Source organism: Pseudomonas asplenii (assembly GCF_900105475.1).
Classification (GTDB): Bacteria; Pseudomonadota; Gammaproteobacteria; order Pseudomonadales; family Pseudomonadaceae; genus Aquipseudomonas; species Aquipseudomonas asplenii.
The window spans coordinates 5,040,563-5,064,362 of the sequence record NZ_LT629777.1; the positions used below are offsets into that span (position 1 = coordinate 5,040,563).

General features: G+C 62.0%; 19 protein-coding genes and 1 tRNA gene. 11 read left to right on the forward strand and 9 right to left on the reverse strand.

What is annotated here, in order from left to right; translation table 11 throughout:
- Positions 1 to 18 precede the first annotated feature (18 nt).
- The 3 genes from BLU37_RS22245 to BLU37_RS22255 all read right to left on the reverse strand — a co-directional run bounded on the left by BLU37_RS22245 (position 19) and on the right by BLU37_RS22255 (position 5,035).
- Positions 19 to 1,530, reverse strand: a complete 1,512-nt coding sequence (locus BLU37_RS22245) for a M10 family metallopeptidase C-terminal domain-containing protein (RefSeq protein ID WP_090208951.1) — start codon at positions 1,528 to 1,530, stop codon at positions 19 to 21.
- Positions 1,531 to 1,789: 259 nt separating this feature from the next.
- Positions 1,790 to 3,304 carry a M10 family metallopeptidase C-terminal domain-containing protein gene (locus BLU37_RS22250; protein ID WP_090208954.1) on the reverse strand — a complete coding sequence of 505 codons (1,515 nt, stop codon included), beginning with the start codon at positions 3,302 to 3,304 and terminating at the stop codon, positions 1,790 to 1,792.
- A gap of 282 nt (positions 3,305 to 3,586) precedes the next feature.
- Positions 3,587 to 5,035, reverse strand: a complete 1,449-nt coding sequence (locus BLU37_RS22255) for a serralysin family metalloprotease (protein WP_090208956.1) — start codon at positions 5,033 to 5,035, stop codon at positions 3,587 to 3,589.
- Positions 5,036 to 5,532: 497 nt separating this feature from the next.
- On the opposite strand from BLU37_RS22255, the gene BLU37_RS22260 reads away from it, so the two are divergent.
- The gene (locus BLU37_RS22260; protein ID WP_090208959.1) at positions 5,533 to 6,381 is read left to right on the forward strand and encodes an AraC family transcriptional regulator; all 849 of its coding nucleotides are present in this window, start codon (positions 5,533 to 5,535) and stop codon (positions 6,379 to 6,381) included.
- 51 nt (positions 6,382 to 6,432) lie between these two features.
- Positions 6,433 to 7,044, forward strand: coding sequence for a LysE family translocator (locus tag BLU37_RS22265; protein ID WP_090208962.1), 612 nt, complete (start codon positions 6,433 to 6,435; stop codon positions 7,042 to 7,044).
- A 134-nt stretch (positions 7,045 to 7,178) separates the two neighbouring features.
- Here the strand turns inward: BLU37_RS22265 and BLU37_RS22270 are convergent, their stop codons facing one another.
- Entirely contained in the window at positions 7,179 to 7,916 is a 738-nt protein-coding gene (locus BLU37_RS22270) for a CPBP family intramembrane glutamic endopeptidase (protein ID WP_090208966.1), read from the reverse strand.
- 127 nt (positions 7,917 to 8,043) lie between these two features.
- Positions 8,044 to 8,118 (reverse strand) — tRNA-Gln (locus tag BLU37_RS22275).
- 313 nt (positions 8,119 to 8,431) lie between these two features.
- On the opposite strand from BLU37_RS22275, the gene BLU37_RS22280 reads away from it, so the two are divergent.
- From BLU37_RS22280 to BLU37_RS22295, 4 genes are all read left to right on the forward strand, one after another.
- Positions 8,432 to 9,808, forward strand: a complete 1,377-nt coding sequence (locus BLU37_RS22280) for a pyridoxal-phosphate dependent enzyme (protein ID WP_019363497.1) — start codon at positions 8,432 to 8,434, stop codon at positions 9,806 to 9,808.
- Positions 9,805 to 10,983 (forward strand): cystathionine gamma-synthase, encoded by a 1,179-nt coding sequence (locus BLU37_RS22285; protein WP_010448363.1) that lies wholly within the window; start codon positions 9,805 to 9,807, stop codon positions 10,981 to 10,983. Before BLU37_RS22280 ends, BLU37_RS22285 begins: the two co-directional genes overlap by 4 nt.
- A 166-nt stretch (positions 10,984 to 11,149) precedes the next feature.
- Entirely contained in the window at positions 11,150 to 11,338 is a 189-nt protein-coding gene (locus BLU37_RS22290) for a hypothetical protein (RefSeq protein WP_010448362.1), read from the forward strand.
- A 336-nt stretch (positions 11,339 to 11,674) separates the two neighbouring features.
- Positions 11,675 to 12,793 (forward strand): patatin-like phospholipase family protein, encoded by a 1,119-nt coding sequence (locus tag BLU37_RS22295; protein ID WP_090208969.1) that lies wholly within the window; start codon positions 11,675 to 11,677, stop codon positions 12,791 to 12,793.
- Between the two features lie 24 nt (positions 12,794 to 12,817).
- On the opposite strand, the gene BLU37_RS22300 is transcribed toward BLU37_RS22295, so the two are convergent.
- Together BLU37_RS22300 and BLU37_RS22305 are read right to left on the reverse strand one after the other, a co-directional pair.
- Positions 12,818 to 14,278: a sensor histidine kinase gene (locus BLU37_RS22300; protein ID WP_090208971.1), complete on the reverse strand. Its 1,461-nt coding sequence runs from the start codon at positions 14,276 to 14,278 to the stop codon at positions 12,818 to 12,820.
- Positions 14,275 to 14,991 (reverse strand): response regulator transcription factor, encoded by a 717-nt coding sequence (locus BLU37_RS22305; RefSeq protein WP_090208974.1) that lies wholly within the window; start codon positions 14,989 to 14,991, stop codon positions 14,275 to 14,277. Before BLU37_RS22305 ends, BLU37_RS22300 begins: the two co-directional genes overlap by 4 nt.
- Positions 14,992 to 15,166: 175 nt before the next feature.
- Between BLU37_RS22305 and msrB the strand changes: the two genes are divergently transcribed.
- The 3 genes from msrB to msrA are packed head-to-tail and all read left to right on the forward strand — an operon-like array spanning position 15,167 to position 18,303.
- Positions 15,167 to 15,691 carry a peptide-methionine (R)-S-oxide reductase MsrB gene (gene msrB, locus BLU37_RS22310; protein ID WP_172833131.1) on the forward strand — a complete coding sequence of 175 codons (525 nt, stop codon included), beginning with the start codon at positions 15,167 to 15,169 and terminating at the stop codon, positions 15,689 to 15,691.
- A 60-nt stretch (positions 15,692 to 15,751) separates the two neighbouring features.
- Positions 15,752 to 17,557, forward strand: a complete 1,806-nt coding sequence (locus tag BLU37_RS22315) for a cytochrome c biogenesis protein DipZ (protein WP_090208979.1) — start codon at positions 15,752 to 15,754, stop codon at positions 17,555 to 17,557.
- 20 nt (positions 17,558 to 17,577) lie between these two features.
- Entirely contained in the window at positions 17,578 to 18,303 is a 726-nt protein-coding gene (gene msrA / locus BLU37_RS22320; protein ID WP_090208982.1) for a peptide-methionine (S)-S-oxide reductase MsrA, read from the forward strand.
- Positions 18,304 to 18,453: 150 nt separating this feature from the next.
- Here msrA and BLU37_RS22325 read toward each other — a convergent pair whose 3' ends face one another.
- Positions 18,454 to 20,073: a glucan biosynthesis protein D gene (locus BLU37_RS22325; protein ID WP_090208985.1), complete on the reverse strand. Its 1,620-nt coding sequence runs from the start codon at positions 20,071 to 20,073 to the stop codon at positions 18,454 to 18,456.
- Between the two features lie 314 nt (positions 20,074 to 20,387).
- Here BLU37_RS22325 and BLU37_RS22330 point away from each other — a divergent pair, with 314 nt between their 5' ends.
- Positions 20,388 to 21,071: a response regulator transcription factor gene (locus BLU37_RS22330; protein ID WP_010448343.1), complete on the forward strand. Its 684-nt coding sequence runs from the start codon at positions 20,388 to 20,390 to the stop codon at positions 21,069 to 21,071.
- On the forward strand, positions 21,049 to 22,443 hold the full coding sequence (locus BLU37_RS22335; RefSeq protein ID WP_090208987.1) for a sensor histidine kinase: 1,395 nt from the start codon (positions 21,049 to 21,051) through the stop codon (positions 22,441 to 22,443). The genes BLU37_RS22330 and BLU37_RS22335 overlap by 23 nt, the downstream gene beginning before the upstream one ends.
- 58 nt (positions 22,444 to 22,501) lie before the next feature.
- On the opposite strand, the gene BLU37_RS22340 is transcribed toward BLU37_RS22335, so the two are convergent.
- Entirely contained in the window at positions 22,502 to 23,716 is a 1,215-nt protein-coding gene (locus BLU37_RS22340) for an aldose 1-epimerase family protein (RefSeq protein WP_029529915.1), read from the reverse strand.
- Positions 23,717 to 23,800 lie beyond the last annotated feature (84 nt).

Here is a 23,800-nt window from a genome sequence, read left to right on the forward strand (position 1 = left end):
CTGCTCGTCAACGTTCAATCAGGCCATGATGTCAGTGACCGCCATCTGTCCCACCGTCCGGACCTGAAAACCGGCCAGGCCGGCGCCGGAAAAATCGATTTCCAGGGAACCTACGTCGTACAGCGAGTCGTAGCGCAGCACCGCCTGCCCGGCCTGTCCGCTAAAGGACTGGACGAAACTCAGGCCCGAACCCTCGGTGATCTGCGTCAGGTCGATGTTGTCCTCGCCACTGGCGAAGTCGATGATCCAGTCGGCGGCGCCCGGCGCTGAATCCGCGGCGAAAGAGTACACGAAGCTGTCGCGCCCGCTACCGCCCTCCAGCCTGTCCAATCCAACGCCACCATGGAGGACGTCGTTGCCGGCATCACCGTACAGAAAGTCATTGCCGAGATCCCCCAGCAAGGTGTCATCCCCATCACCGCCCTTGAGCAGGTTGTCCGCCTCGTTGCCGATCATCAGGTCGTTACCGCTGCCACCGTAGGCATTTTCCACCGTGACGCCCAGGGCGATCGACACGTTGCCTCGCAACCCGCCCACATCGGAAAACAGATCCTCGGCGAGATAGATCCTCTGGTCCTGGGTAAAGCCGGAGAAATCCAGGGTGTCGTTACCGCCGCCATCCCAGACAGTGAACACCAGCGTGTCCGAGGACGAGGTGGCGCTCAGGTAATCGCGATCGGTGTTGGAGTTGAAACCATATACGGTGTCGTCGGCACGGGTGTGGAGGTTGGCCCCGTAGAGTTTCTGGATCGCCGCGATATCGTCGATCAGTGGGCCCGAGGAAAAGGCCCGCGAACCGTCGCGGGTGAAATCCTGGCCGGTGTTGCGTTCATTCCAGTAGCTCATGACGCTGTAGCCGGACGAGTCTTCGGCATAGCTCGCGCCGCCATAGCCATCGTCACCACTGACCACCTGCCAGAGCCAGTCGAACCAGCTTTCTTCACCGGCGTTGTAGTCACCGGGATGGGACAAGCCCAGGTTATGGCCGATCTCGTGGGTGAGGATATGACGACCCAGGTTGTTCAGTGCCGGGGTCTTGTTGGGCTCGTTGTCGATACCGAGCTGGCGCCAGAACCAGCCAGCCCAGCTGTCGATAGCATCGACCTGATACCAGGACTGGCCTTCCTCAAGGGGATGGGGCATGAACGCAAAGGCCATTGCACCGCTAAGATCGCCGTCACTGTAGTTACCCAGGGTCAGGTGCCCATCCCCGCCACTCGCCGCCTCGGTGAAGGTGACATTGGCAACATCCGCCCACGACTGCATGGAGCGCTGCGCCTGCTGTTTCTGTTGCTCGCTGAATTCACTGAACCCGCGCAACTCCATGTCGGCGAAGTCGGAGGGTTCAGCGCTGAGAAAGGTGTAGGTCAGGTCGATCCGTCCATTGTTGTCCCGGTCCTGCAGTACATCGCCGGTACGGGTGATCTGTGTGGCCGCCTGGGTCACGGAATAGGACGGCTTGCCGCCGGCTTGATAGTCCTCGGAGAGTGCTTGCCTGGAGGTCAGTGTTTGGGAATGCAGAAGAGTCATGCTAAATCCTTGAGGCATGGAAAGAACGTGCTCGTCCAGGCGATTGCCCGGCAACGAGGGCGCGCATTGGACAGGCTCGCGTCTCGCGGCTCCAGCAGATAACGCTCACCCGACGTGCAAATGCCGACTTCTCGAAAAAGACATCCGAGTCGGGCACATCATCCATGAGAAAAGTCGACACGGTACCTCCAACACAGCCACTTTCATGCTTCATACGATTCGACGAGGCAGCGCGAACGCTGCCCCGAGGTTGCACCGCTCAGGCCACGATGTCCGTGATTGCCATCTGGCCGATCGTGGTGATCCGAAAATCCGCCACGCCATTGCCGGAGAAATCGATCGCCAGGGTTCCATCCTTGAAATGCGGGTCATAGTCCAATACCGCCTGACCGGCCTGGCCGGTGAACGTATCGACGAAACTCAGCCCCGCACCTTGTGTGATTCCGCTCAGGTCGATCCGGTCCTGGCCACTGACAAAATCCATGATCCAGTCGCTGGTGTAATGCGTCGAATCCGATATCGCGTTGAACACGAAGGTGTCCCGTCCTTCCCCGCCACTCAACAGGTCCGCCCCGGCCCCCCCCAATAAAATGTCATCGCCGTTGCCGCCCACCAGTTGATCGTCACCCGCACCGCCGTCGAGGAAGTCGACACCGTCACCACCGTGCAGCAGATCACCGCCCTCACCGGCGATGATCCGGTTATCCGCCGCATTGCCGACGATCAGGTCATTGCCACTGCCGCCATGGGCGTTTTCCAGGGTAACGCCCTTGGCGATCGACACGTTGCCCACCAGTCCCCCCACATCGGAAAACGAGGCTTCGTTCAGGTTGATCGTCTGGTCCTGGCTGAAACCGGAGAAATCCAGGGTGTCGTTACCGCCACCATCCCACACCGAAAACACCAGTGCATCCGCGTCCGAGCGGGCACTCAGGTAGTCGCGGCCGGTGTTGGAATTGAAACCGTAGACGGTGTCATCGGCCCGGGTGTCGTGGTTGGCACCATAGAGCTTCTGGATCGCCGCGATATCGTCCAGCAGTGGAGCGGACGAATAGGCGGCGACCCCGCCCTTGGTGAAGTTCTGACCGGTGTTGCTTTCACTCCAGTAGCTCATGACGCTGAAACCGAGGGTGTCCTGCACGTAGAGGGCGTCCTTGTAGCTCGGATTGCCACGGGTCGCATCGTAATCGCCTAGGTGCGACAGGCCGAGGCTATGACCGATCTCGTGAACCAGCGTCAGACGTCCGAAATTGTTCAGCTCCGGCGTCTTGTTGGTGTCGTAGCCGCTGCCGATCAGGTACCAGGACTGCCCATCGTAGTCGGGCTCACCCTGGGGCTGAAACGCGAACGCCGAGCCCCCCGACGGCCCGGCACTGTAATTGCCGAAGCTCAAATGTCCGTCACCACCGGCCTGCGCCTCGGTGAAGCTCAGATTGGCGACATCCGCCCAGGACTGCATGGCCAGCTTCGCCTGGGCTTTCTGCACATCACTGAACGCGCTGAAACCACTGATACCCACATTCATCCCCAACTCGACGAAATTCGCCGGTGGACTGTCGAGAAAGGCATAGGTCAGGTGGACCTTGCCGTCATTGTCCAGGTCTTTCCAGGTATGGCCGCTGCGACTGATCTGTGCGGCCGACTGATCCACCGAATAGGACGGCTTGCCATTGATCAGCCCCGGTCCACCCCGTTCGGAGAGTTCCGGGTGACTGGCCTGAAGCTTGAACGAAAGGGGTTCGGAAGTTGCTGTTTCGGAATGAGGAGTTATCACGCGAAATCCTTAATGCATGGAAAAATGTATACGAGCAGTCATTGCCCGATAACAGGGGCGCGCATTGAACAGCCTCTTATCCGAAAGTTCCTGCAAATACCGCCCTCTCATCTTTTGAAAGTGATTCTTCTGTCAAGACATCCGACGTTGGATCCATTTCAATAGGAAAAATCAACACAACAGTATCAACATGCCGATCCACCACTCAGAACTTTGCCGAAGCGGATAAGTCGACACAACTTTCAAAGAGACGGCGCGAACGCCGCCTCCCGTATCATCGAATCAGACCACGATATCGCTGACCGCCGCCTGGCCCACCGTGGTGACCAGGAAGTCCGCCACGCCATGCCCGGAGAAGTCGACCGCCAAGGAGCCCAGATTGGTGCCCGAGGCATAGGTCAACACCGCATCGCCGGCATGCCCGGTAAACGCGTTGACGAAGTTCAACGCCGAACCGTGGGTGATCCCGGACAGGTCGATCTTGTCCTGGCCGCTGACAAAATCCATGATCCGGTCGGCCGCCTTCGGCGTCGAATCGGACACAGCGGCGAACACGAAAGTATCGCTACCGGCACCGCCCCACAGTTTGTCCGCTTCGCCAGCGCCGTAGAGGATGTCGTTGCCGGCACCGCCACGCAGTTCGTTGGCCACATCGTTACCGATCAGCAGGTCGTTGCCCGAACCACCGATGGCATTCTCGACGGTAACGCCCTGGGCAATCGAGATATTGCCGACCATGCCACCGACATCGGAGAACGAGCCGGCATGCAGGTTGATCTTCTGGCTCTGGGTAAAGCCGGAGAAGTCCAGGGTATCGTTGCCGCCGCCATCCCAGACCGAGAACACCAGCTTGTCCGAAGACGAGTTGGCACTCAGGTAGTCGCGACCGGCATTGGAGTTGAAACCATAGGTGGTATCACCGGCACGGGTGCTGTAGTTGGCGCCGTAGAGTTTCTGGATCGCGGCGATGTCGTCCATCAGCGGGCCGGACGAATAGGCCTCGACACCACCCTTGCTGAAGTTCTGGCTGGTGTTGCTTTCACTCCAGTAGCTCATGACGCTATAGCCGCGGGTGTCCTGCCCGTAGGTCGCATCCTTGTAGGTCGGGTTGCCCTCGCCGGCGTTATAGTCGCCGGGGTGGGACAGGCCCAGGGTGTGGCCGATCTCGTGGGTGAGGGTCTGGCGACCGTAGTTGTTCAGGCCAGGCGTCTTGTTGACGTTGTAGCCGCTACCGGTCAGGTACCAGGACTGGCCGTCATAGCCAGGTTCGGTGCCCGGCAGGAAGGCGAATGCCGCCGCCCCTTCCTGGCCGCCGCTGTAGTTACCAAAGGTCATGTGACCATCGCCACCCTTCGCGGCCTCGGTGAAGGTCACGTTGGCAACGTCGGCCCAGGACTGCATGGCCAACACCGCCTGCGACTTCTGCAGTGTACTGAACTGACTGAACCCGGTAACGCCCAGACCGCTGAAGTTCGAGGTCGGGGACGTCAGGAAGGTATAGGTCAGTTCGATCTTGCCGCTACCGTTCAGATCGTGCCAGGCGGCACCGTCACGCAACAGGTACGTGGCGGCCTGATCGACGGAATAGGAGGGTTTGCCATTGACCGTGAGATTGCCACCACGGTCGTATTGATGGCTGAAGCTATCGATCTGGTTGAAGGCGGAACTTGTACCACTGGCCGCCAGTGCCGACTCTACCGAACCAATAGCTTTCGCTTTGACTTTCGACATAAACACACTTCCTTGTTTGCAAGTGAAACAGTTTTTGTCAGATAGCGACAATCCCTTGGCGAGATCATCCTATCACTCGCCTTTTTTGAAGGCAGCGAGAAATTGACACATTTTGAAATCAACCGTCTAGCGCTTTTTTTGATATCAAAATGCTTTAAACCGGAAAGATCCCGCAAACATTGCTTATTCCCCTGAAAATATTTTCTGAAGGATTTTTCCGAGCTTCATCAGCAGGACATTGGAAATATTCAAGTCGAAAAAGTGCATAAGCCCTGCACACCAATAAGTGACCAGCCAGTCATTTATCAACTTGCAGGTTTTATCATTTATCGCATGTTCTTAGTGGCGCAAGATGTGACCCGTACATATAGCCCCCGCCATCCCCGGTCGAAGCACGCGGGTCCAGGCCCCCACGATTGCACGGATGTTCTAGACTTACCCTGGCAAAACGATGCCTACTGGCACCCTGCACGATTGAGCAATGTTCCAGGTACAGCATGTCCAGCAACGCCGACAACTGGATCGACCTGACTCAGGATCGCGATACCGGTATCGAAACCCTCCGTGCCCATTTCAAGGGGCACGCCTATGACGCCCACTGGCATGACACCTACCTGATAGGCGTCACCGAACAGGGGGTGCAGCAGTTCAATTGCCAGCGCACCCGCTATCACAGCATGCCCGGCCACGTGTTCATGCTCGAGCCCGGGGAAATCCACGACGGCGATGCGCCCACCGAAGGCGGCTTCACCTACCGGACACTGTACCTTGAGCCACACTGGCTGGAGCGCGAGCTGGGTGCGTTGTTCGAGGAAGCCCCGGCCAATAGCCAATTGGCGTTCTGTACGCCACTGGCAACCGGCGACAGTCGTCTGGCCCTGGCCACCAGCGCGGCGTTCCAGGCGATGCACAGCCCGGAATTGCGGATTGTCCAGCAAAGCGCCCTGGACCAGATGTTCGACGCCCTCACCCGCCACCTGCACTGGCGTACCCGCTACCGCGAAGACCCGCGCCTGCCGCAGGTGGCACAACGTGCGCGCGAGTACCTGCACGCCAACCTGCACCTGGATGTCAGCCTGGATGACCTGGCGCGGGCGACCGGCGTCGACCGCTTTCGCCTGACCCGCGCCTTCAAGTCAGCCTATGGCCTGCCGCCCCACGCCTACCTGGTGCAATTGCGCCTGGCCCGGGCACGGCGCTTGCTGGCGATGGGCGAACAACCGGCGAGCGTGGCCATGAGTCTCGGCTTCTCCGACCAGAGCCATCTGGGACGCTGGTTCGTCCGCGCCTATGGCCTGACACCAGCGGCCTACCGCAAGCGTTGCTCAAACCTTCCAGACGCCTGAGGCGACAGCCGCGAAGATCGTCACATCGATCCATTCGCGGAGTCTTGAACCATGCTGTCCAACTTCCCCAACCTGTTGCCGTTTCTGCTGTTCGCCTTCGTCGCCTCGGTCACGCCGGGGCCGAACAATATCCTCGTACTGAGCAACAGCGCGCGCCATGGCCTGATGGCGGCGCTGCCGATCATTCTCGGCGCTGGTGCTGGTGCCGCGTTGATCGTGCTGCTGGTGGGCAGTGGGGTCGGCCAGTCGCTGAGCGATCTGCCACGGGTACACAGGGTCATGCAATGGCTGGGGATCGCCTGGCTGAGCCTGCTGGCCTGGCAGATCTTCAATGCCCCGGTGAGCGGCCTGGAAACCGGTGCCCATGAGCCAAGGCGGCTCGGCTTGCTGAGCGCAGCCAGCCTGCAACTGATCAACCCCAAGGTGTGGATGATGGCCCTGGCAGTGGTCGGCGTGTTCGCCGGCAACGGTGCCGAACGCCAGGCTCACATCATTTCGCTGTCTCTGGCTTTCTTCCTGGTCTCACTGCCGTGCATGGGCCTCTGGGCCATCCTCGGCGCCGGATCGGCTCGGCTGCTGCGCTCGCCACTGGCGCTGCAGCGCTTCAATCGCTGCATGGCGCTGCTGCTGTTGGTGTCGGCGTGGCTGAGTGTTCTGGCCTGAAGAAGAGTGTTCTGGCCTGAAGAATACACCTAAGTGCACCGCCCAGTGCTGAGCCGGCAGCATCGGCATGCTGCGCCACTCTGGCCAACGCCCCGTGGGAGCCGGCTTGCTGGCGATCCGCCATAGGCGGCCATTCACCCCGCCATCGGCACGGCAATCAGCAGGATGGCCGTGCCATGGGTCGCCGTCGAGGCCACCACGCCATAGCGCATCCGCACCAGCCCACAAGCCACCCCTTCCAACAGGGTAAAAGCCAGCACCGGCCAGCCCAACTGGGTCACCGTCAGCGCCAGGAACGAATGGCAGGCGGAAAATGCCACCGCACTGATCAACGCTGCCCGCAGGGGCGTCACCTGCCCCTCCAGATATCCCTGGAGGAACCCGCGAAACAGCACCTCCTCCAGCGCATTGGCCCCATAAGCCAACACCAGCATCCCAGGCAGCCAGCTCCAGTAACCGGCAATCGCAGCGGGTTCGATGTCTTGATAGAGCCGCAATGGCAAGCCGATCAGGCAACCGGCAGCGACGCCCACCGCCAGCCCGACAATCCGGTTGCCCTTGAACACCACCAGCAATTGCCACAACGGCGGCGTCAGCCAGGCCAGCAGCGCGACCAGCCCCAGGGACAAGCCACCGAGCATGGCCAATACGAACGGATTGGCGATGAAACCGATTTGCAAATCGCCACTGAGCGACCACAAGCCCAGCGGGGTCATCGCGTCGCGCAGCAGCACAAAGGTCAGCAGCAGGATCGCGATGCGCAAGGCGGGTTGGTTCTTGGGCACCAGATAGAACCACAGGCCGCACAGCAGCAGGCCCGGGATCAGGTAGAGCCCGTAGTGGATCAGAACAACAAATCCGTCATGGATCATTCGGCCATCCCTGGTTTCGGCACACAGCGAAACGTCCGTTTTAGCAAGTTTCCTGCTCTGCGGACAATCGGGGATTTCAGGCTATTGAGGCCTGGCTGGTCATGGAAACTGGAAAGCAAAAAGAAAATGGCAGGGGCGGCTGGATTCGAACCAACGCATGGCAGGATCAAAACCTGCTGCCTTACCGCTTGGCGACGCCCCTGTAGCTTACAGCTGAACATTGCCGCTTTACTTGGCAACCCTGGCGGGCCACTGCGACAACGCGGACAAATGTATCAACCTTTGATCGTAATGGGAAGCCCCCGGCAATAAAAATTTCTTTGAATACAGCGACTTATTTAGTCACGATCAAAACGCCACTATCCACTGGCTGCACGCGTTCGATCAACACATCCTGCCCCTCTGCGTTTGCGATCGGCGCAATAGCGACCTATGGTCCAAACAACGCCCTTTCACAACCCGCTCCCTGAGCCGCTGTCCATCCAGTACGAACCCACCCGTAACGAGGTGATGACATGCAGAACAACTCCCGCCCCGCCGTACTCGAACTGATCGGCAACACTCCACTGGTGCGGGTCAGCCGCTTCGATACCGGCCCGTGCACGCTGTTTCTCAAGCTCGAATCGCAGAACCCCGGCGGCTCGATCAAGGACCGTGTCGGCCTGGCAATGATCGATGCCGCCGAACGCGACGGGCGCCTGCACCCTGGCGCGACCATTATCGAGGCCACCGCTGGCAATACTGGCCTGGGTCTGGCGCTGGTGGGCCGGGCCAAGGGTTATCGGGTGGTGTTGGTGGTACCGGACAAGATGTCCACCGAAAAAGTCCTGCACCTCAAGGCCATGGGCGCCGAGGTGCATATCACCCGCTCCGACGTCGGCAAGGGCCACCCCGAGTATTACCAGGACGTCGCCGCCCGGTTGGCCAGGGAAATTCCCGATTCCTTTTTCACCGACCAGTTCAACAACCCGGCCAATCCCCTGGCCCATGAAACCAGTACCGCACCGGAGATCTGGGCACAGACCCAGCATGACGTCGATGCCATCGTCGTCGGCGTCGGCTCGGCCGGTACCCTGACCGGGCTGACCCGGTTCTTCCAGCGCGTACAGCCGAACCTGGCGATGGTGCTGGCCGACCCGCTCGGCTCGGTGGTCGCCGAGTACAGCCGCAGCGCCATCCTCGGCACGGCCGGCTCCTGGGCCGTCGAAGGCATCGGTGAAGACTTCATCCCATCGATTGCCGACCTGTCCAGCGTGCGCCAGGCCTATTCGATCACCGACGAGGAAAGCTTCGACCACGCCCGCCAACTGCTGCGCGCCGAGGGTATTCTCGGCGGTTCCTCCACCGGCACCCTGCTGGCCGCAGCACTGCGCTACTGTCGCGAGCAGACCCGCCCCAAGCGCGTCGTCACCTTCGTCTGCGACACCGGCACCCGCTACCTGTCCAAGGTCTACAACGACCAGTGGATGAACGACCAGGGCCTGCTGCAGTACAAGCGCTACGGCGACCTGCGCGACCTGATCGCCCGTCGTTTCGAGGATGGCCGGGTGATCAGTGTCGGCCCGGACGACACCCTGCTTACCGCCTTCCAGCGCATGCGCCTGGCGGATGTCTCGCAACTGCCGGTGCTGGTGGATGGTCAGCGGCTGGTTGGCGTCATCGACGAGTCCGACATCCTGCTCGGCATGCACGATGACGCCGCGCATTTCCGCCTGAGTGTCGCCAGTGTCATGACCGACCAGTTGCAGACCCTTTCGCCCGGCGCCAGCCTCGCCGAGCTGCAGGCGGAACTGGATCGCGGACTGGTGGCGATCATTGCCGACGCTTCAGGCTTCCATGGCCTGATCACCCGTTTCGACCTGCTCAACCACCTACGGAGATCCCTTGCATGAGCCAGCACGAACCGTCCGCAGCCTCTCGCGCTTTCGCCACCCGGGTGATCCATGCCGGACAGGCGCCCGACCCGACCACCGGGGCGCTGATGCCGCCGATCTACGCCAACTCCACCTATCTGCAGGACAGCCCCGGCGTGCACAAGGGCTTCGACTACGGCCGTTCGCACAACCCGACGCGCTTCGCCCTGGAGCGCTGCGTAGCCGATCTGGAAGGCGGCAGCCGGGCCTTCGCCTTTGCCTCCGGGCTGGCGGCGATCTCGACCGTGCTGGAACTGCTCGACGCCGGCGCCCACGTGGTGTCCGGCAATGATCTGTATGGCGGCACCTTCCGCCTGTTCGACAAGGTCCGCCAGCGCAGCGCCGGGCATCGTTTCAGCTTCGTCGACCTGACCGCCCCCGACGCACTGCCAGCAGCGCTGCAGGAAGATACACGGATGGTCTGGATCGAGACGCCGAGCAATCCCCTCCTGAGCCTCACCGACCTTGCGGCCGTCGCCCGTCTTTGCCGCGACCGGGGTATCCTCTGCGTGGCCGACAACACCTTTGCCAGCCCGTGGGTCCAGCGCCCGCTGGAACTGGGTTTCGATATCGTCGTGCACTCGACCACCAAGTACCTCAACGGCCACTCCGACGTGATCGGAGGCATCGCCGTGGTCGGACAGAACGCCGAACTCGCCGAGCGTCTGGGTTTCCTGCAGAACGCGGTCGGGGCCATCAGCGGGCCATTCGATGCCTTTCTGACCTTGCGCGGGGTGAAGACCCTGGCACTGCGCATGGAGCGGCATTGCAGCAATGCGCTGGAACTGGCGACCTGGCTGGAGCGCCAGCCACAAGTGGCCCGAGTGCACTATCCCGGCCTGCCCTCACACCCGCAGCACGAACTGGCCCGTCGACAGATGCGCGGCTTTGGCGGAATGATTTCTGTCGACCTGAAAACCGATCTCGCCGGCTCGCGGCGCTTCCTGGAAAGCGTGCAGATATTCGCCCTGGCCGAGAGCCTGGGCGGCGTGGAAAGCCTGATCGAACACCCGGCGATCATGACCCACGCCACCATCCCGGCGCCTACCCGTGCACAACTGGGCATCGGCGATGCGCTGGTGCGCCTGTCGGTGGGCGTGGAGGATGTCGAGGACTTGCGGGCCGACTTGGCGCAGGCCCTGGCGCGCATCTGAAGGAGGACGTCCCGACCTCACGGCAGGCCATCGGCTATCCGACGAACAGCACGATTGCACAATGCCAGCCGTCGGACATTGCATGCATCCCATCGTTTCCTCTACTAGCCTTTGCGACTTATGGAATCCCCGTTTGCTCTGCAGACTATTGTTCAAGGAGAAATCAATGACGACCCCCGTACTGATCGCCGAACGCACTTACCGCAACTGGTCCACCCCGATTCTGCTGGAACTCAATTTACGCGCCCATCAACTGGACGCGCCTTCACGTCAGGCATTGCGCAATGTGCTGATCGAGCGTCGGATGGCCGATCTCGGCAAGCCGACCGAGGTCGAGCAACGCAAGACCGCATGACCTGTTGAGCCTTGTCCTGTGCAAGCCCACGGGCTGGCAAGTGAATGGCCGCCTTCGGCGGATCGCCAGCCCGTGAGCTTTAACAATGACGACAAATAAGCAATGAGCCTGCAGCCACGTTCATCATAAGATCCGCGTACGCGGACACGTTCATGCCAAACGTACCCACCGCCAGCAATCCAGACCCGTCCTACACAACATACTGACTCTATTCCAACTCCCCGGTCGCAAGTGCGGAATTGGGCACAGCGCGCACGACGCTTCGCCGACAAACCAGTTAATATCGAAAAGCTACTACTGCACCTTTTCCCATATCAGCCCATTCAGAGAGGAACAATGGATTTTCCTGCAGTCTCGCCAGGTCAACGTTCGGATTTCGCCCTGGCCTTGTCCGGCGGCGGTGTCCGGGCCATGGTGTTTCATCTGGGGGTACTCAAGTACCTGGCCGAACAAGGCGCGCTGGAGCGAGTCAGCCAACTTTCGACCGTGTCTGGCGGCAGCCTGCTGGTGGGGCTGATGCTGCATGAAAATGACGGAAAATGGCCCGATTCTGCAGCGTTCCTGCAAAAATCGTATGTGGCCTTGCGTACCCAGCTATGCTCGCGCAGCCTCTTGTTCAGTGCGTTGCGTCAGTTGTGCAATCCGCTGAACTGGCGCTTCATCCTGTCGCGAGCCAACCTGCTGGCCCTCGGACTCCGTAATGAGTGGGGCGTAAAGAGCCGGCTGGCGCAGATCGATGCGCGACCGGACTGGTCCATCAATGGCACCACGGCCGAGAACGGCAAGCGCTTTCGCTTCAAGCGCAACAATATGGGCGACTATTCCATCGGTTACGCCGAGACGGGCGACATGCCCCTGGCCGAGGCCCTGGCGGTCTCGGCGGCGTTTCCCGGCGGGATCGGTCCGCTGGTGCTCGACAGCAGGCGCTTCAAGTGGATGCAACGCGGCTGGGAGGCTCCACTCAACAGCGCAGTGGAAACGAAACTGCCGTTCGCCAAACTGCATCTGTACGACGGCGGGGTCTACGACAACCTTGGCCTGGAGCCCTTCTTCGACGCGGCCACCGGGCGCAGCAAACGCTCCGAATACCCGATTGTCGTCAGCGATGCCGGCGCGCCACTCCAGCCTGGCTTCAAGGCTGGTGTGCTGAGCCCCTGGCGGCTCAAGCGCATGGCCGACATCATGTCCGACCAGTCCCGGGCTCTGCGCATACGCAGCTTCGTCGAGTACCTCGACCAGGCGCAAGGGCGAGGTAGCTACATGGGCATCGCCAGCACCCTGATCGAGGCCCAGCCAGGCAGCGATGCGGCGTTTGCCGCGCATTTCCCAACCAGCCTGGACCGTCTGAGCCCCGAAGTATTCGACCGTATCGCCCGGCACGGCTATGCCGTGGCCCAGGCTACCGACCGCGAATACGGCCTGTTGCCGGCAACCACCACACCAGAACCGGCCTGAGGCCGTGAATGGCCGCGACGCCGGTCACTCGCTGGCCGCCAGCTCGAAGCAGAACACCGCGCCCTTGCCAGGCATCGACAACAACCGGATCTGGCTGTCATGCAATTGCAGGATACGCCGCACGATCAACAGACCGAGGCCGCCACTGCGGCGCTCGCCGTCCTGATTGAAGGGCCGCCGGAACAGATTCTCCAGCAGTTTGGGCGGGATGCCCGGCCCGGTATCGCTGACGGTCACCCGCACCTTGCCCGGCTCATGCACCAGCGCCACCTCAATACTGCCGCCTTCGGGGGTATGGCGCAGAGCGTTGTCGATCAGATTGGTCAGCACCCGCTCGATCATGCCCAGGTCGGCACTCACCATCGACGCGCCCCGCGGCAACACCGCCAACAGCTTCGAGTGACGGGTCTCGGCCATCAGTTCGAACTTCTGGAACACGTCCTGGATCAGGTCGCTGAGCGAAAAGTTTTCCCGCTCCAGGCGCACTTCGCCATGCTCCAGCCGCGCCAGCTCAAACAGCGCCTGAGCCAGTTGCCGGACCTTGTTACTCTGTGCCAGCGCGGTGCCGAGATAGCGCCGGCGCTCGTCCGGTGCCAGCAGTTCCCCCTTGAGTGACAGGGTCTCCAGATAGCCATGCAGCGAGGCCAGCGGTGTGCGCAGGTCATGGGAGATATTCGCGATCAGTTCGCGACGGTCCTGATCGAGCTGGGTCAGGGTTCGCCACTGTTCACCGATACGCGTCGCCATCTGCGCGAAGCTGGCTTCCAGGACATGGATTTCATTGCCGCCGCCCGAACCGGCCAGAGGCAATGCCGGCGGGCTGGCCGGCACTGCCTCGGTGTCGAAGTCGCGCATGGTTTCGGTCAGCCGGCGCAGTGGCCGGGTGATCAGACGGAAGGCGATCAGGCCGGCGATCAGACCGAGCAGCGCCACCAGGCCCATCGCCCACAGAGTCGTGCGCAGCACCGAGCTGGCGCTAACCCGCGCCGCCAAGCGGTCGTGTTCCTCGCCCTGCAGCACCACGTAAAGATAACCTAACGCTTTGCCGCCGCCCTGCAGCGCAGCGGCGCTGAAGACCTTGCGCCCGTTGGTACTGCGTGGATCGTCGCCGAGAATCGGCAGCGGCTGGTCGTCGAGCAGGCGATGAATCGGTCCAAGATCGACCCGCTCGCGCTTGAGATGGCCCTGCGGTGCGGCGTCGCCAGTAATACGCCCGCTGGGGTCGAGCAGGTAGACCTCGACGCTGGGGTTGACGTTCATCAGTTGACCGAACAACGTCCGCACGCCTTCCATGGTCAGGCCCTCGGTGCCCACCAGGCGATTTTCCAGGGCGATGCTGCGGGCCAGGTCACGGGACAACCCCTGCACCACTTCCTTTTCGTGCATGTCGTTGGCGCGCACCTGCAGCCACACCGAGGCGCCGCAGCAGGCCAGCAACAGGATCGAGAACACCACCGACAGACGCTGGGACAGGGTCAGGTTCATTCTGCGTGTCCCGCAGGAGCGAAGCGATAGCCGCGGCCCCAAACCGTGAGAATCCGTTCGGGCTGCGCCGGGTCGGCCTCGATCTTCGACCGCAGACGGTTGATGTGGGTATTGACCGTGTGCTCGTAGCCATCGTGCTGGTAACCCCAGACCTGGTTCAGCAGGTCCAGGCGCGAATAGACCGTGCCGGGGTGCTTCATGAAGAAATGCAGCAGATCGAACTCCCGTGGGGTCAGGTCCAGTTCCTGGCCGTCGACCCTCGCCTCGCGGGTCAGCGGGTCGAGGCTCAGGCCGTTGAGTTCGAGGCGGCCGGCGTCGACCTTGAGGCTCTTGGCCAGGGCATCGACCCGGCGCAGCAGCGCCTTGACCCGAGCCGCCAGTTCGAGCATGGAAAACGGCTTGGCCAGATAATCGTCCGCGCCCAGTTCCAGGCCCAACACCCGGTGCATCTCGCTGGAGCGGGCACTGGTGATGATGATCGGCGTGTAGCGTGCCATGGCCCGCGCCTGGCGACAGATTTCCAGACCATCGACGCCCGGCAGCATCAGGTCGAGGATCAGCGCATCCCAACCGCCCTTTTCCAGTTGCGCCAGGCCCAGGTTGCCGTCGGCACAATGAGTGACCTCGTAGCCTTCATCACGCAGGTGCAGGCTCAGCAGCCCGGCCAGGTGCAGGTCATCTTCGACGATCAGAATGCGTTTGGGTGAATCCATGGGGCGGCGTTCCTGCAAGAGAATGATCCGTGACGTTCACAGCATATGACGTCGAGCCCATTGTGCCGAATCGGCAGGGAGAAAATGTTCACGATTAATTTAACTTTGCGGGAGGATTTGGCGACCGTTGCCCACCGAAACTGAAAGCCTGATCAACCGCCGTGGACGTGACGCCATGTTCTCCAGAAGACGCTTTCTTTTCTCCAGTACCGCTGCTGTGCTCGCCGCCGGGTTTGTCGACTGGCGTGCAGTTGCCGCGACCTTGGGCGGCAGCGCTGCACCGAGCGAGCCGAACGACAGCTTCGAGGTCAGCCACAGCGACGCCGAATGGCGCACGCTACTCAACGACAACCAGTACCAGGTGCTACGCCATGAAAGCACCGAGCGCCCCTACAGCAGCCCGCTCAACGACGAGCATCGCGACGGCGTATTTGCCTGCGCCGGCTGCCAACAGGCGCTGTTTTCCTCATCGGCCAAATTCGACAGCCACACCGGCTGGCCGAGCTTCACCGCGCCCCTGCAGAACGCTGTCGGCACCCGCCGCGACGGCACGCTGGGCATGGCGCGAACCGAGGTGCACTGCCATCGCTGCGGCGGCCACCTGGGCCATGTGTTCCCTGACGGGCCGGCACCGACCGGGTTGCGCTACTGCATGAATGGCGTGGCGATGAGTTTTACGCCAAGCGCGCAAGCAGCCTGACGCTCTGTCATGGCAGCCGGTTTGCTGCCGGACCTCCTTTCACCGACAAGGATCTTCACCATGTTTCTACTGATTCTGGCGTATCTGGGCGGTCTGCTGACCATCCTGAGCCCCTGCATCCTGCCGGTGCTGCCCTTCGTATTCGCCCGCTCCGGCGAATCGTTCCGCCGCAGCGGCCTGCCACTGCTCTGCGGCATGGCCCTGACCTTTGCGCTGGTCGCCACCCTCGCTGCCGTCGGCGGCGGCTGGGTGGTACAGGCCAACCAGTACGGACGCTGGCTGGCGATGGCATTGATGGCGTTCTTCGCGATCACCCTGCTCTTTCCCCATCTGGCCGACCGCCTGGCCCGGCCCTTGGTGTCGGCCGGTGACCGGTTGTCACGCTCGGCCCAGGGCGGCAGCGAGCAACCGAGCGTGCGCTCGTCCTTTGTCCTCGGTATCGCCACCGGCCTGCTCTGGGCACCGTGCGCCGGGCCGATTCTCGGTCTGATCCTCACGGGAGCGGCCCTGCAAGGCGCCAATATCGGCACCACATTGTTGCTGCTGGCCTACGCTGCCGGCGCCGCCAGCTCCCTGGCCGCGGCACTGTTGCTGGGTGGACGGGTATTCAGCGCGATGAAACGCCACCTCGGCACCGGTCAATGGCTGCGTCGGGGCCTCGGCGCGGCGATGCTGGCCGGCGTGGCGGCGATTGCCCTGGGCCTGGACAGCGGTCTGCTGACCCGGGTGTCGACGGTCGCCACCTCGGGCCTCGAACAGAAATTGTTCGATACCCTCAATCCAGCGCCACCACAGAGCGCCATGCTGCAAGGCGGTGCGATGATGGCTGCGGTGGCCCAGGATGAACAGCCAAGCGGCAGCATGATGGCGATGGTCGCCAAGACCGCCGACCGCGCCCTGCCGGTGGAAGGCACCCTGCCCGACCTCTCAGGCGCCGTGCAGTGGCTCAACTCGGCACCGCTGAACGCCGCCGAACTCAAGGGCAAGGTGGTGCTGATCGACTTCTGGACCTACTCATGCATCAACTGCCTGCGCAGCCTGCCCTACGTCAACGCCTGGGCGCAGAAGTATCACGACCAGGGCCTGGTGGTGATCGGCGTGCATGCTCCGGAGTTCGCCTTCGAGCGCGACATTGACAACGTCCGCCAGGCCGTCAGCAAACTGGGCATCCAGTACCCGGTGGCGATCGACAACAACTATGCGATCTGGCGCGGCTTCAACAATCAGTATTGGCCTGCGCATTACTTCATCGATGCCCAGGGCCGGGTGCGCTACCACCACTTCGGCGAAGGCGACTATGCCGGGTCCGAGCGCGTCATCCAGCAATTGCTGGCCGAAGCCGGCAATACGCACGTCGCCGAGGGTATGGTCAACGCTCAAGCCAGCGGTGTGATGCAGGCGGCCGACTTAACCGAAGTGAAATCCCCGGAAACCTACATCGGTTATGAACGTGCCGAGCACTTCGCCTCTCCAGGCCAGCAGACAGCCGACCAGCCCAAGCACTACAGCGCGCCACAACAACTGCTGTTGAACCAATGGGGCCTGAGCGGCAACTGGACCGTACGCTCGGAGCAGGCTGCGTTGAACCAGGCCGGCGGTGGCATCGTCTTCCGCTTCCAGGCCCGCGACCTGCATCTGGTGCTGGGTCCTTCGAGCGATGGCAGCCCCGTTCGCTTCAAGGTGCTGATCGACGGCAAGGCGCCCGCCGCGAGTCATGGTACCGATACCGACGCCAGTGGCCTGGGCACAGTGACCGAGCAGCGCCTCTATCAACTGGTGCGTCAGGCCGGTGATGTCGGCGAACACACCTTCTCCATCGAATTTCTCGACCCCGGTGCACAGGCCTACGCCTTTACCTTCGGTTGATTGCCAAGAGGATCCATGAAATGAGCAAATCCGTAATGCCGCAAAAATCCACCTCGCCGTTGTTGACGATTGCCGCAGTGGCCGGTCTGGCCCTGTCGATCCTGCTGGTCCAGCGTATTGCCTTCGCAGCCGAACCGGCGGTGCAGATCGCCCCACCGGCGCTCGATGAACCGGCCACCCCCGGCCAGGCCACGGCGGTTTTTGCCGGCGGCTGCTTCTGGGGTGTGCAGGGCGTGTTCCAGCATGTGCGCGGGGTGCAGAACGCGGTGTCCGGTTATGCCGGCGGCGCGGCGAGCACCGCTCATTATGAACAGGTCGGCGGCGGCGATACCGGCCATGCCGAAGCGGTGCAGGTCACCTACGACCCGAGCCAGGTCAGCTACGGCAAGCTGCTGCAGGTGTTCTTCTCGGTGGCCCACGACCCGACCCAACTCGACCGCCAGGGCCCGGACAGCGGCAGTCAGTACCGCTCGGCGATTTTCCCGGTGAATGCCGAACAGGAAAAGGTCGCCCAGGCGTACATCGAGCAACTGGATGGGGCGAAGGTGTTTGCCTCGAAGATCGTCACCCGGATCGAGGACCACAAGGTGTTCTATCCGGCCGAGGGCTATCACCAGAACTACCTGACGCTGCATCCCTATGCGCCGTACATTGCCCTCAACGATTTGCCGAAGGTAGAGAACCTCAAGCGGATGGAGCCGCAGCTGTATCGGGCTGATCCGGTGCTGGTGCCGAATATGCAGTGAGTCAGCGGGCCTCGTCGCGGCGCCCCGAAAGCCCCGCCCCTACCGTTTGTGCAGTACGCAACTATTGCGTTCGACACATCCTTGTAGGCGCAGGGCTTGCCCGCGAATAGACCAGAACAGGCACCGCCCATTCCAGGCGGTGCCTCACCCTCAAGGATAACGCCGCTGGTCCGGCGCCGGCGGGAAGTACTGGTACAACCAGGTTTCGCTCAACGTCCGCTCGCCGCTGCGGATGAACAGCCGCAGCTCCACCGGATCGACGCTGTCATTGGTCGGGTACCAGTCGAAAATCACCCGATACCCACCAATCTCATCCAGCTTGAGGACACTGAAATCCTTCACCTGACCGTTGGAAGCGGTGACCACCGGCTCGATCCCGGTCTCTTGCGTCAGCCGCTCCAGCCCACCGCCATTGAAGTCCACGGCAAACCGCCGGGCCCAGACCTCGGGATAATGCTCACCCGGCGCCCAGCCCTCGATGAAACCGCCCATGCCCGAGCGCGTCGCATGTACCCGTGCCAGCGGCGTACCCACCGGCGGCAGCGCGCTCCAGTACAGTTTATAGCCATAGGTCAGCGAGTCGCCGGCCTTCACCGGCTGCTTTGGCGTCCAGAAAGCCACGATGTTGTCCAGGGTCTCGCCGGTGGTCGGGATCTCCAGCAGGTCCACCGAGCCCTCGCCCCACGGCGTGGTCGGTTCGACCCACAGACTCGGCCGGCGGCTGTACCAATCCACCGTGTCCTGGTAGCTGGCGAACTCATGATCGGTCTGCACCAGGCCAAAACCCTTGGGATCCTTGTCGGCAAAGGCATTGAACTGCAACTTGGCCGGGTTGTTCAGCGGTCGGCAGATCCATTCGCCATTGCCACGCCACATCGCCAGACGGTCAGAGTCGTGGATCTGCGGGTGAATGGTGTCGCACATGCGCCGCTCATGGGTGCCGCAACTGAACATGCTGGTCATCGGTGCGATGCCCAATTGCTCGATATCCACCCGCGCATTGACATGGGCCTCGACGCTCATCACCACCTGTTCGGCCTGGCAGTCGATGTCGAAGCGGTAGGCGCCGGTGGCACTCGGCGAATCGAGCAAGGCATAGACCACGAACCGGGTGCTTTCCTTGGTCGGGGTCTCGAACCAGAACTTGGTGAAGTCCGGGAACTCCTCACGCTTGTGCGCGTAGGTGTCGATCGCCAGGCCGCGCGCCGAAAGGCCGTATTGGCCGGTCTTGTCCACCGCGCGGAAGTAGCTGGCGCCGAGGAACGAGACAATATCGTGGCGATCGATCTCCGGCGCCTTGAACAGCTTGAAGCCGGCAAACCCCAAATCGCCCTTGAGCTGGGCCTGGTCGATACCGCTGTTGGCGTAATTGAACAGGGGCGGCCGGAAGTGCACTTCCCGCGACTGGCGCGTCTGCGCATCGACGCTGTACATCCGTACCGGCTGCTTGAACCCCATGCCGACATGGAAGAACTGCACATCCAGTTGGCCCTTGAGTTCATTCCACAACGAATGCCGGGCATCGTACTGAATCGCGTTGAACTGCTGCGGGGTCATGTTCGCCAGGGTCGGCGGCAGGACCTGCCGGGTACTCACATAAGGCTTGCCGGCGAGTTGCTTGGCCTGGGCCTGCAGCGCCTGGAAATCAAAATGTTCGATGTCACCGTCCGCGGTGGCGGCAAGCGCCCGCGCCGCGAACAGACCGCTGGCCGACAGGCCGGTGTAGGCCGCCAGGGCCATGGAAGCTTTCAGGAGATTACGGCGATGCATAAAAAGACCTGTACTGAGGACGATCCGGACACCGCAAACCCAAGGTGCCAGACAGGGGAATCAACCACCACGCACTCTCGGTGGCTGCCAACAAACAGATACCAAATCCTGATGAACGTTCGCAACGTCTTTGGAAAACTTGGTGACAGGCTTTATTCAGCAAAGGTGTGGCTAGATGTTTCAAGCCTCATACCGATGTCGAGGCGACCCCTTAACGACCGCCAGATGGACGTGAAGATTTCTTCAGAAAGCTTTCACCCTTTTGTTGGCAAAATCCCACACCTGCTGTGAAAGGTCCGTACGAGGCAACTGCAATGACCCGCATCCTGACCATCGAAGATGATGCTGTAACCGCCAAGGAAATCGTGGCTGAACTGAGCAGCCATGGGCTTGAAGTGGACTGGGTGGACAATGGCCGCGAAGGCCTGGTGCGCGCCGTGAGCGGCGATTATGACCTGATCACACTCGATCGCATGCTGCCGGAACTCGATGGCCTGGCCATCGTCACCACCCTGCGGACCATTGGCGTGGCCACGCCGATCCTGATGATCAGCGCGCTGTCCGATGTCGACGAACGCGTGCGCGGGCTGCGCGCCGGCGGCGACGACTACCTGACCAAGCCGTTCGCCTCCGACGAGATGGCTGCGCGGGTCGAAGTGCTGTTGCGACGCAAGAGCCCGGCACGGGAATTCGAGACTTCGTTGCGCGTCGCCGACCTGGAACTGAACCTGATCAGCCGCGAAGCCTCCCGCGCCGACCAGTTGCTCAGCCTGTTGCCGACCGAATACAAGCTGCTGGAATTCCTGATGCGCAACACCGGGCAGATCCTCTCGCGGATGATGATCTTCGAAGAGGTCTGGGGCTATCACTTCGACCCTGGTACCAACCTGATCGACGTACACATCGGCCGTCTGCGCAAGAAAATCGACAGTCCGGGCCTGCCACCGCTGATCCGCACGGTACGGGGCTCGGGCTATGTCATTGCCGAACCCCTCTAAGGGCTGGCGCTCGTCCGCCAGCCGCCTGCTGGCGTTGTACAGTTTCCTCTTCGTGGCCTGGAGCTGCAGCCTGATGGGCGTGCTCTACTACGAAGTGTCCGGCTACCTCGACACCCTGGCGCGGCACTCGCTGATGCAGCGCCAGCACCTGTTCTCGCGTTTCCAGGGCCAGCAACTGTTGGACGCGCTGACCACCAGCATGACCTTCGACATGCGCGGGGTAGATGCCTACGGTCTGTTCAACGCGCAAAAAATGCATTTGAGCGGCCCGATCCTGGCAATGCCGGAAGACCTGATCATGGACGGTCATATCCACGAGCTGGCCAACTGCATCGACTCCGACGACCCCAACCTGCCGCAGGACAGCTGCGACGCCGTCGCCACCCAGACCCATGACGGTCGTTGGCTGCTGCTGGTACGTGACAACGGCTCGCTGTTCGGCGTGACACGTATCATCCTCCATGCGCTGTTCTGGGCGGTATCGCTGACCATCCTGCCCGGCGTAGCCGGCTGGCACCTGCTCAGGCGCCGACCGATCCGCCGCATCCGGGCCATCCAGGCCAGCGCCGAGGCCATCGTCGCCGGTGACCTGGGTCACCGTCTGCCACTGTCCAACCGCCGTGACGAGCTGGACATGCTGGCCGCCATCGTCAACGCCATGCTCGACCGCATCGAACGGCTGATGAATGAGGTCAAGGGCGTCTGTGACAACATCGCCCATGACCTGCGCACCCCGCTGACCCGATTGCGCGCGCAACTCTATCGCATCCAGCAGCAGGCCCCGGAAGACTCACCCGAGGCGCAGCAACTGGACGGTGTGATCGCCGAGACCGACACCCTGATGGCGCGTTTCAAGGGGCTGTTACGGATTTCCGAGCTGGAAGACCACCAGCGTCGCTCCGGCTTCGTGGTGCTCGACCCGCTGCCGCTGCTGCGCGAGCTGCATGACTTCTACCTGCCATTGGCCGAAGAAGCACAAATCAGCCTGCGCCTGGAGTTGCCTGAGACGCTACCCGCCATCACCGGCGACCGCGCTCTGCTCTTCGAGGCATTGGCGAACCTGCTGAGCAACTCGATCAAGTTCACCCCACCGGGCGGCGAGGTGGTGTTGCTGGCGGTCAACGACCACGGCAGCACGCGGATCGAGGTCATCGACACCGGCCCGGGCATCCCGCCTTCGGAACGCGACGCGGTGTTCCAGCGCTTCTACCGGTGCGACGACGGCAACCAGCAGAGCGGCTTCGGCCTGGGTCTGTCGATTGTCGCGGCGATCATCAGCCTGCACGGTTTCAACCTGAAGATCGGCACCGGCGAAAACACCGGTGCCCGGTTGATTCTGGAGTGTCGGGACAACCTGATCGCCGTTGGCTAGTGGCCTGGGTGGCCGGCCGAGACGATCAGGGCCCGCTTCGTGCTGCGTTTGAGGGGGATTATTCCTTACTCAAATCCACCAACGGCGTACCCCGTACCTCCGTCTTGCGCCCTTCCTGGATCTGCGTCACCCGCTGCACCGCCTTATCCACTGCGGCCTTGTCCGCCAGCAGGCTGTAGCTGATCTGGAACTGCCGTTTCTGCCCGGCACCGATGGTTGGCACCAGCCCCAGCGGCCGCTGGTAACGGCGGTTATAGGAGAAGCTGGTGCCCGGTTCCAGCCCGGTCACGTAACCTTGGCCCTGGGTGTCGGTGTTTTTCCACAGGGAGAACACCGGCAACTGTTGCGTGTTGAAGCCAACCGCAACCCCAAGGTTTGCGGCCTTGTTGTGCAGCACCGCCAGGGTATCGCCCTTGGCATCGGCGTAAGGTACGACGTTATAGACCGTCTCGTCGTAGTCCTTGGTCGGCGCGCGATAGGTCTGCCAGTCCGCCAGGTCGCCCTTGGCCTTGTCGTTGAACGGCGATACCTGTTTCACCGGCGCGACGAAACGCGCGCCCTGTTCCAGGAACGGAGTGCTGAAGTTGCTGTGATACAGCGCCTGGTATTCCTTCGGATAGTCGCCGTTGTTGGTCAGCGTGTCATTGAGCGCAAAGCTCACGCTACCCGGCAACGTCGACAGTTCGGTGACCACGGAGAAGTCGACTTTCTTGAACGCCTGTTCCTTCAGTTCGCCTTGAAGACGAATGGCGTAAGGCGGTTGTTCATCGATATGCAGGGTGACCTTGCTGGCCGGAATATTCGCCGCCCGTCCATGCAGGGTGAGCAATTCGCCGTTATCCAGCCCCGGATGCCCGACCCACTCATAGCCGCAGCGCGCCACCAATTCGTTGAACCCCTCCAGCCACCCCAGGCCGCCACGGCCGTTGAGTTCGATAAAGGCCGGGTTGACCACCTCCTTGACCGGCGAATCCCAGCCCATGCGCACATTGCCCACGGAGGCATGCAGAACGTTCATGCCCCGGGTCGGCACCACCGAGAGCTTCATCGTGCCGTTATCGATATCGACGATGCTGACCCCTTCCTGGCGGCCGCCGTGCAAGGTACGCATCGTGACGGAGAAGGGCTTGTCGGTCTTGATTCCCAGTTGCTGGCTGGTGATCTGGCGGTTCTGCGCGGGGGTGTCGCTGTCGAGCAGCACATAGTCCCAGGCCAGGGCGTGGGAAGCAGTGGTGAGAGCGGTGACGCCGAAAATCAGTCGGAGGGTGTTCATGGGCGGTCCTTATTGGAATTGTTCGACTTTTATAACGCTAGTGAAACGATTCAGCAAGTCGAGCGTAGCAAGCCCCCTACCCTA

Excerpts from the sequence above, each read along its gene's own strand:
- BLU37_RS22315 (WP_090208979.1), top strand. The coding sequence starts at position 15,752 with ATGTTTCTACTGATTCTGGCGTATCTGGGCGGTCTGCTGACCATCCTG.
- BLU37_RS22325 (WP_090208985.1), bottom strand. The coding sequence starts at position 20,073 with ATGCATCGCCGTAATCTCCTGAAAGCTTCCATGGCCCTGGCGGCCTAC.
- BLU37_RS22245 (WP_090208951.1), bottom strand. The coding sequence starts at position 1,530 with ATGACTCTTCTGCATTCCCAAACACTGACCTCCAGGCAAGCACTCTCC.
- BLU37_RS22265 (WP_090208962.1), top strand. The coding sequence starts at position 6,433 with ATGCTGTCCAACTTCCCCAACCTGTTGCCGTTTCTGCTGTTCGCCTTC.
- BLU37_RS22290 (WP_010448362.1), top strand. The coding sequence starts at position 11,150 with ATGACGACCCCCGTACTGATCGCCGAACGCACTTACCGCAACTGGTCC.
- BLU37_RS22330 (WP_010448343.1), top strand. The coding sequence starts at position 20,388 with ATGACCCGCATCCTGACCATCGAAGATGATGCTGTAACCGCCAAGGAA.
- BLU37_RS22295 (WP_090208969.1), top strand. The coding sequence starts at position 11,675 with ATGGATTTTCCTGCAGTCTCGCCAGGTCAACGTTCGGATTTCGCCCTG.
- BLU37_RS22255 (WP_090208956.1), bottom strand. The coding sequence starts at position 5,035 with ATGTCGAAAGTCAAAGCGAAAGCTATTGGTTCGGTAGAGTCGGCACTG.
- BLU37_RS22280 (WP_019363497.1), top strand. The coding sequence starts at position 8,432 with ATGCAGAACAACTCCCGCCCCGCCGTACTCGAACTGATCGGCAACACT.
- msrB (WP_172833131.1), top strand. The coding sequence starts at position 15,167 with ATGTTCTCCAGAAGACGCTTTCTTTTCTCCAGTACCGCTGCTGTGCTC.
- BLU37_RS22270 (WP_090208966.1), bottom strand. The coding sequence starts at position 7,916 with ATGATCCATGACGGATTTGTTGTTCTGATCCACTACGGGCTCTACCTG.
- BLU37_RS22305 (WP_090208974.1), bottom strand. The coding sequence starts at position 14,991 with ATGGATTCACCCAAACGCATTCTGATCGTCGAAGATGACCTGCACCTG.
- BLU37_RS22285 (WP_010448363.1), top strand. The coding sequence starts at position 9,805 with ATGAGCCAGCACGAACCGTCCGCAGCCTCTCGCGCTTTCGCCACCCGG.
- BLU37_RS22260 (WP_090208959.1), top strand. The coding sequence starts at position 5,533 with ATGTCCAGCAACGCCGACAACTGGATCGACCTGACTCAGGATCGCGAT.
- BLU37_RS22335 (WP_090208987.1), top strand. The coding sequence starts at position 21,049 with ATGTCATTGCCGAACCCCTCTAAGGGCTGGCGCTCGTCCGCCAGCCGC.
- BLU37_RS22340 (WP_029529915.1), bottom strand. The coding sequence starts at position 23,716 with ATGAACACCCTCCGACTGATTTTCGGCGTCACCGCTCTCACCACTGCT.
- msrA (WP_090208982.1), top strand. The coding sequence starts at position 17,578 with ATGAGCAAATCCGTAATGCCGCAAAAATCCACCTCGCCGTTGTTGACG.
- BLU37_RS22300 (WP_090208971.1), bottom strand. The coding sequence starts at position 14,278 with ATGAACCTGACCCTGTCCCAGCGTCTGTCGGTGGTGTTCTCGATCCTG.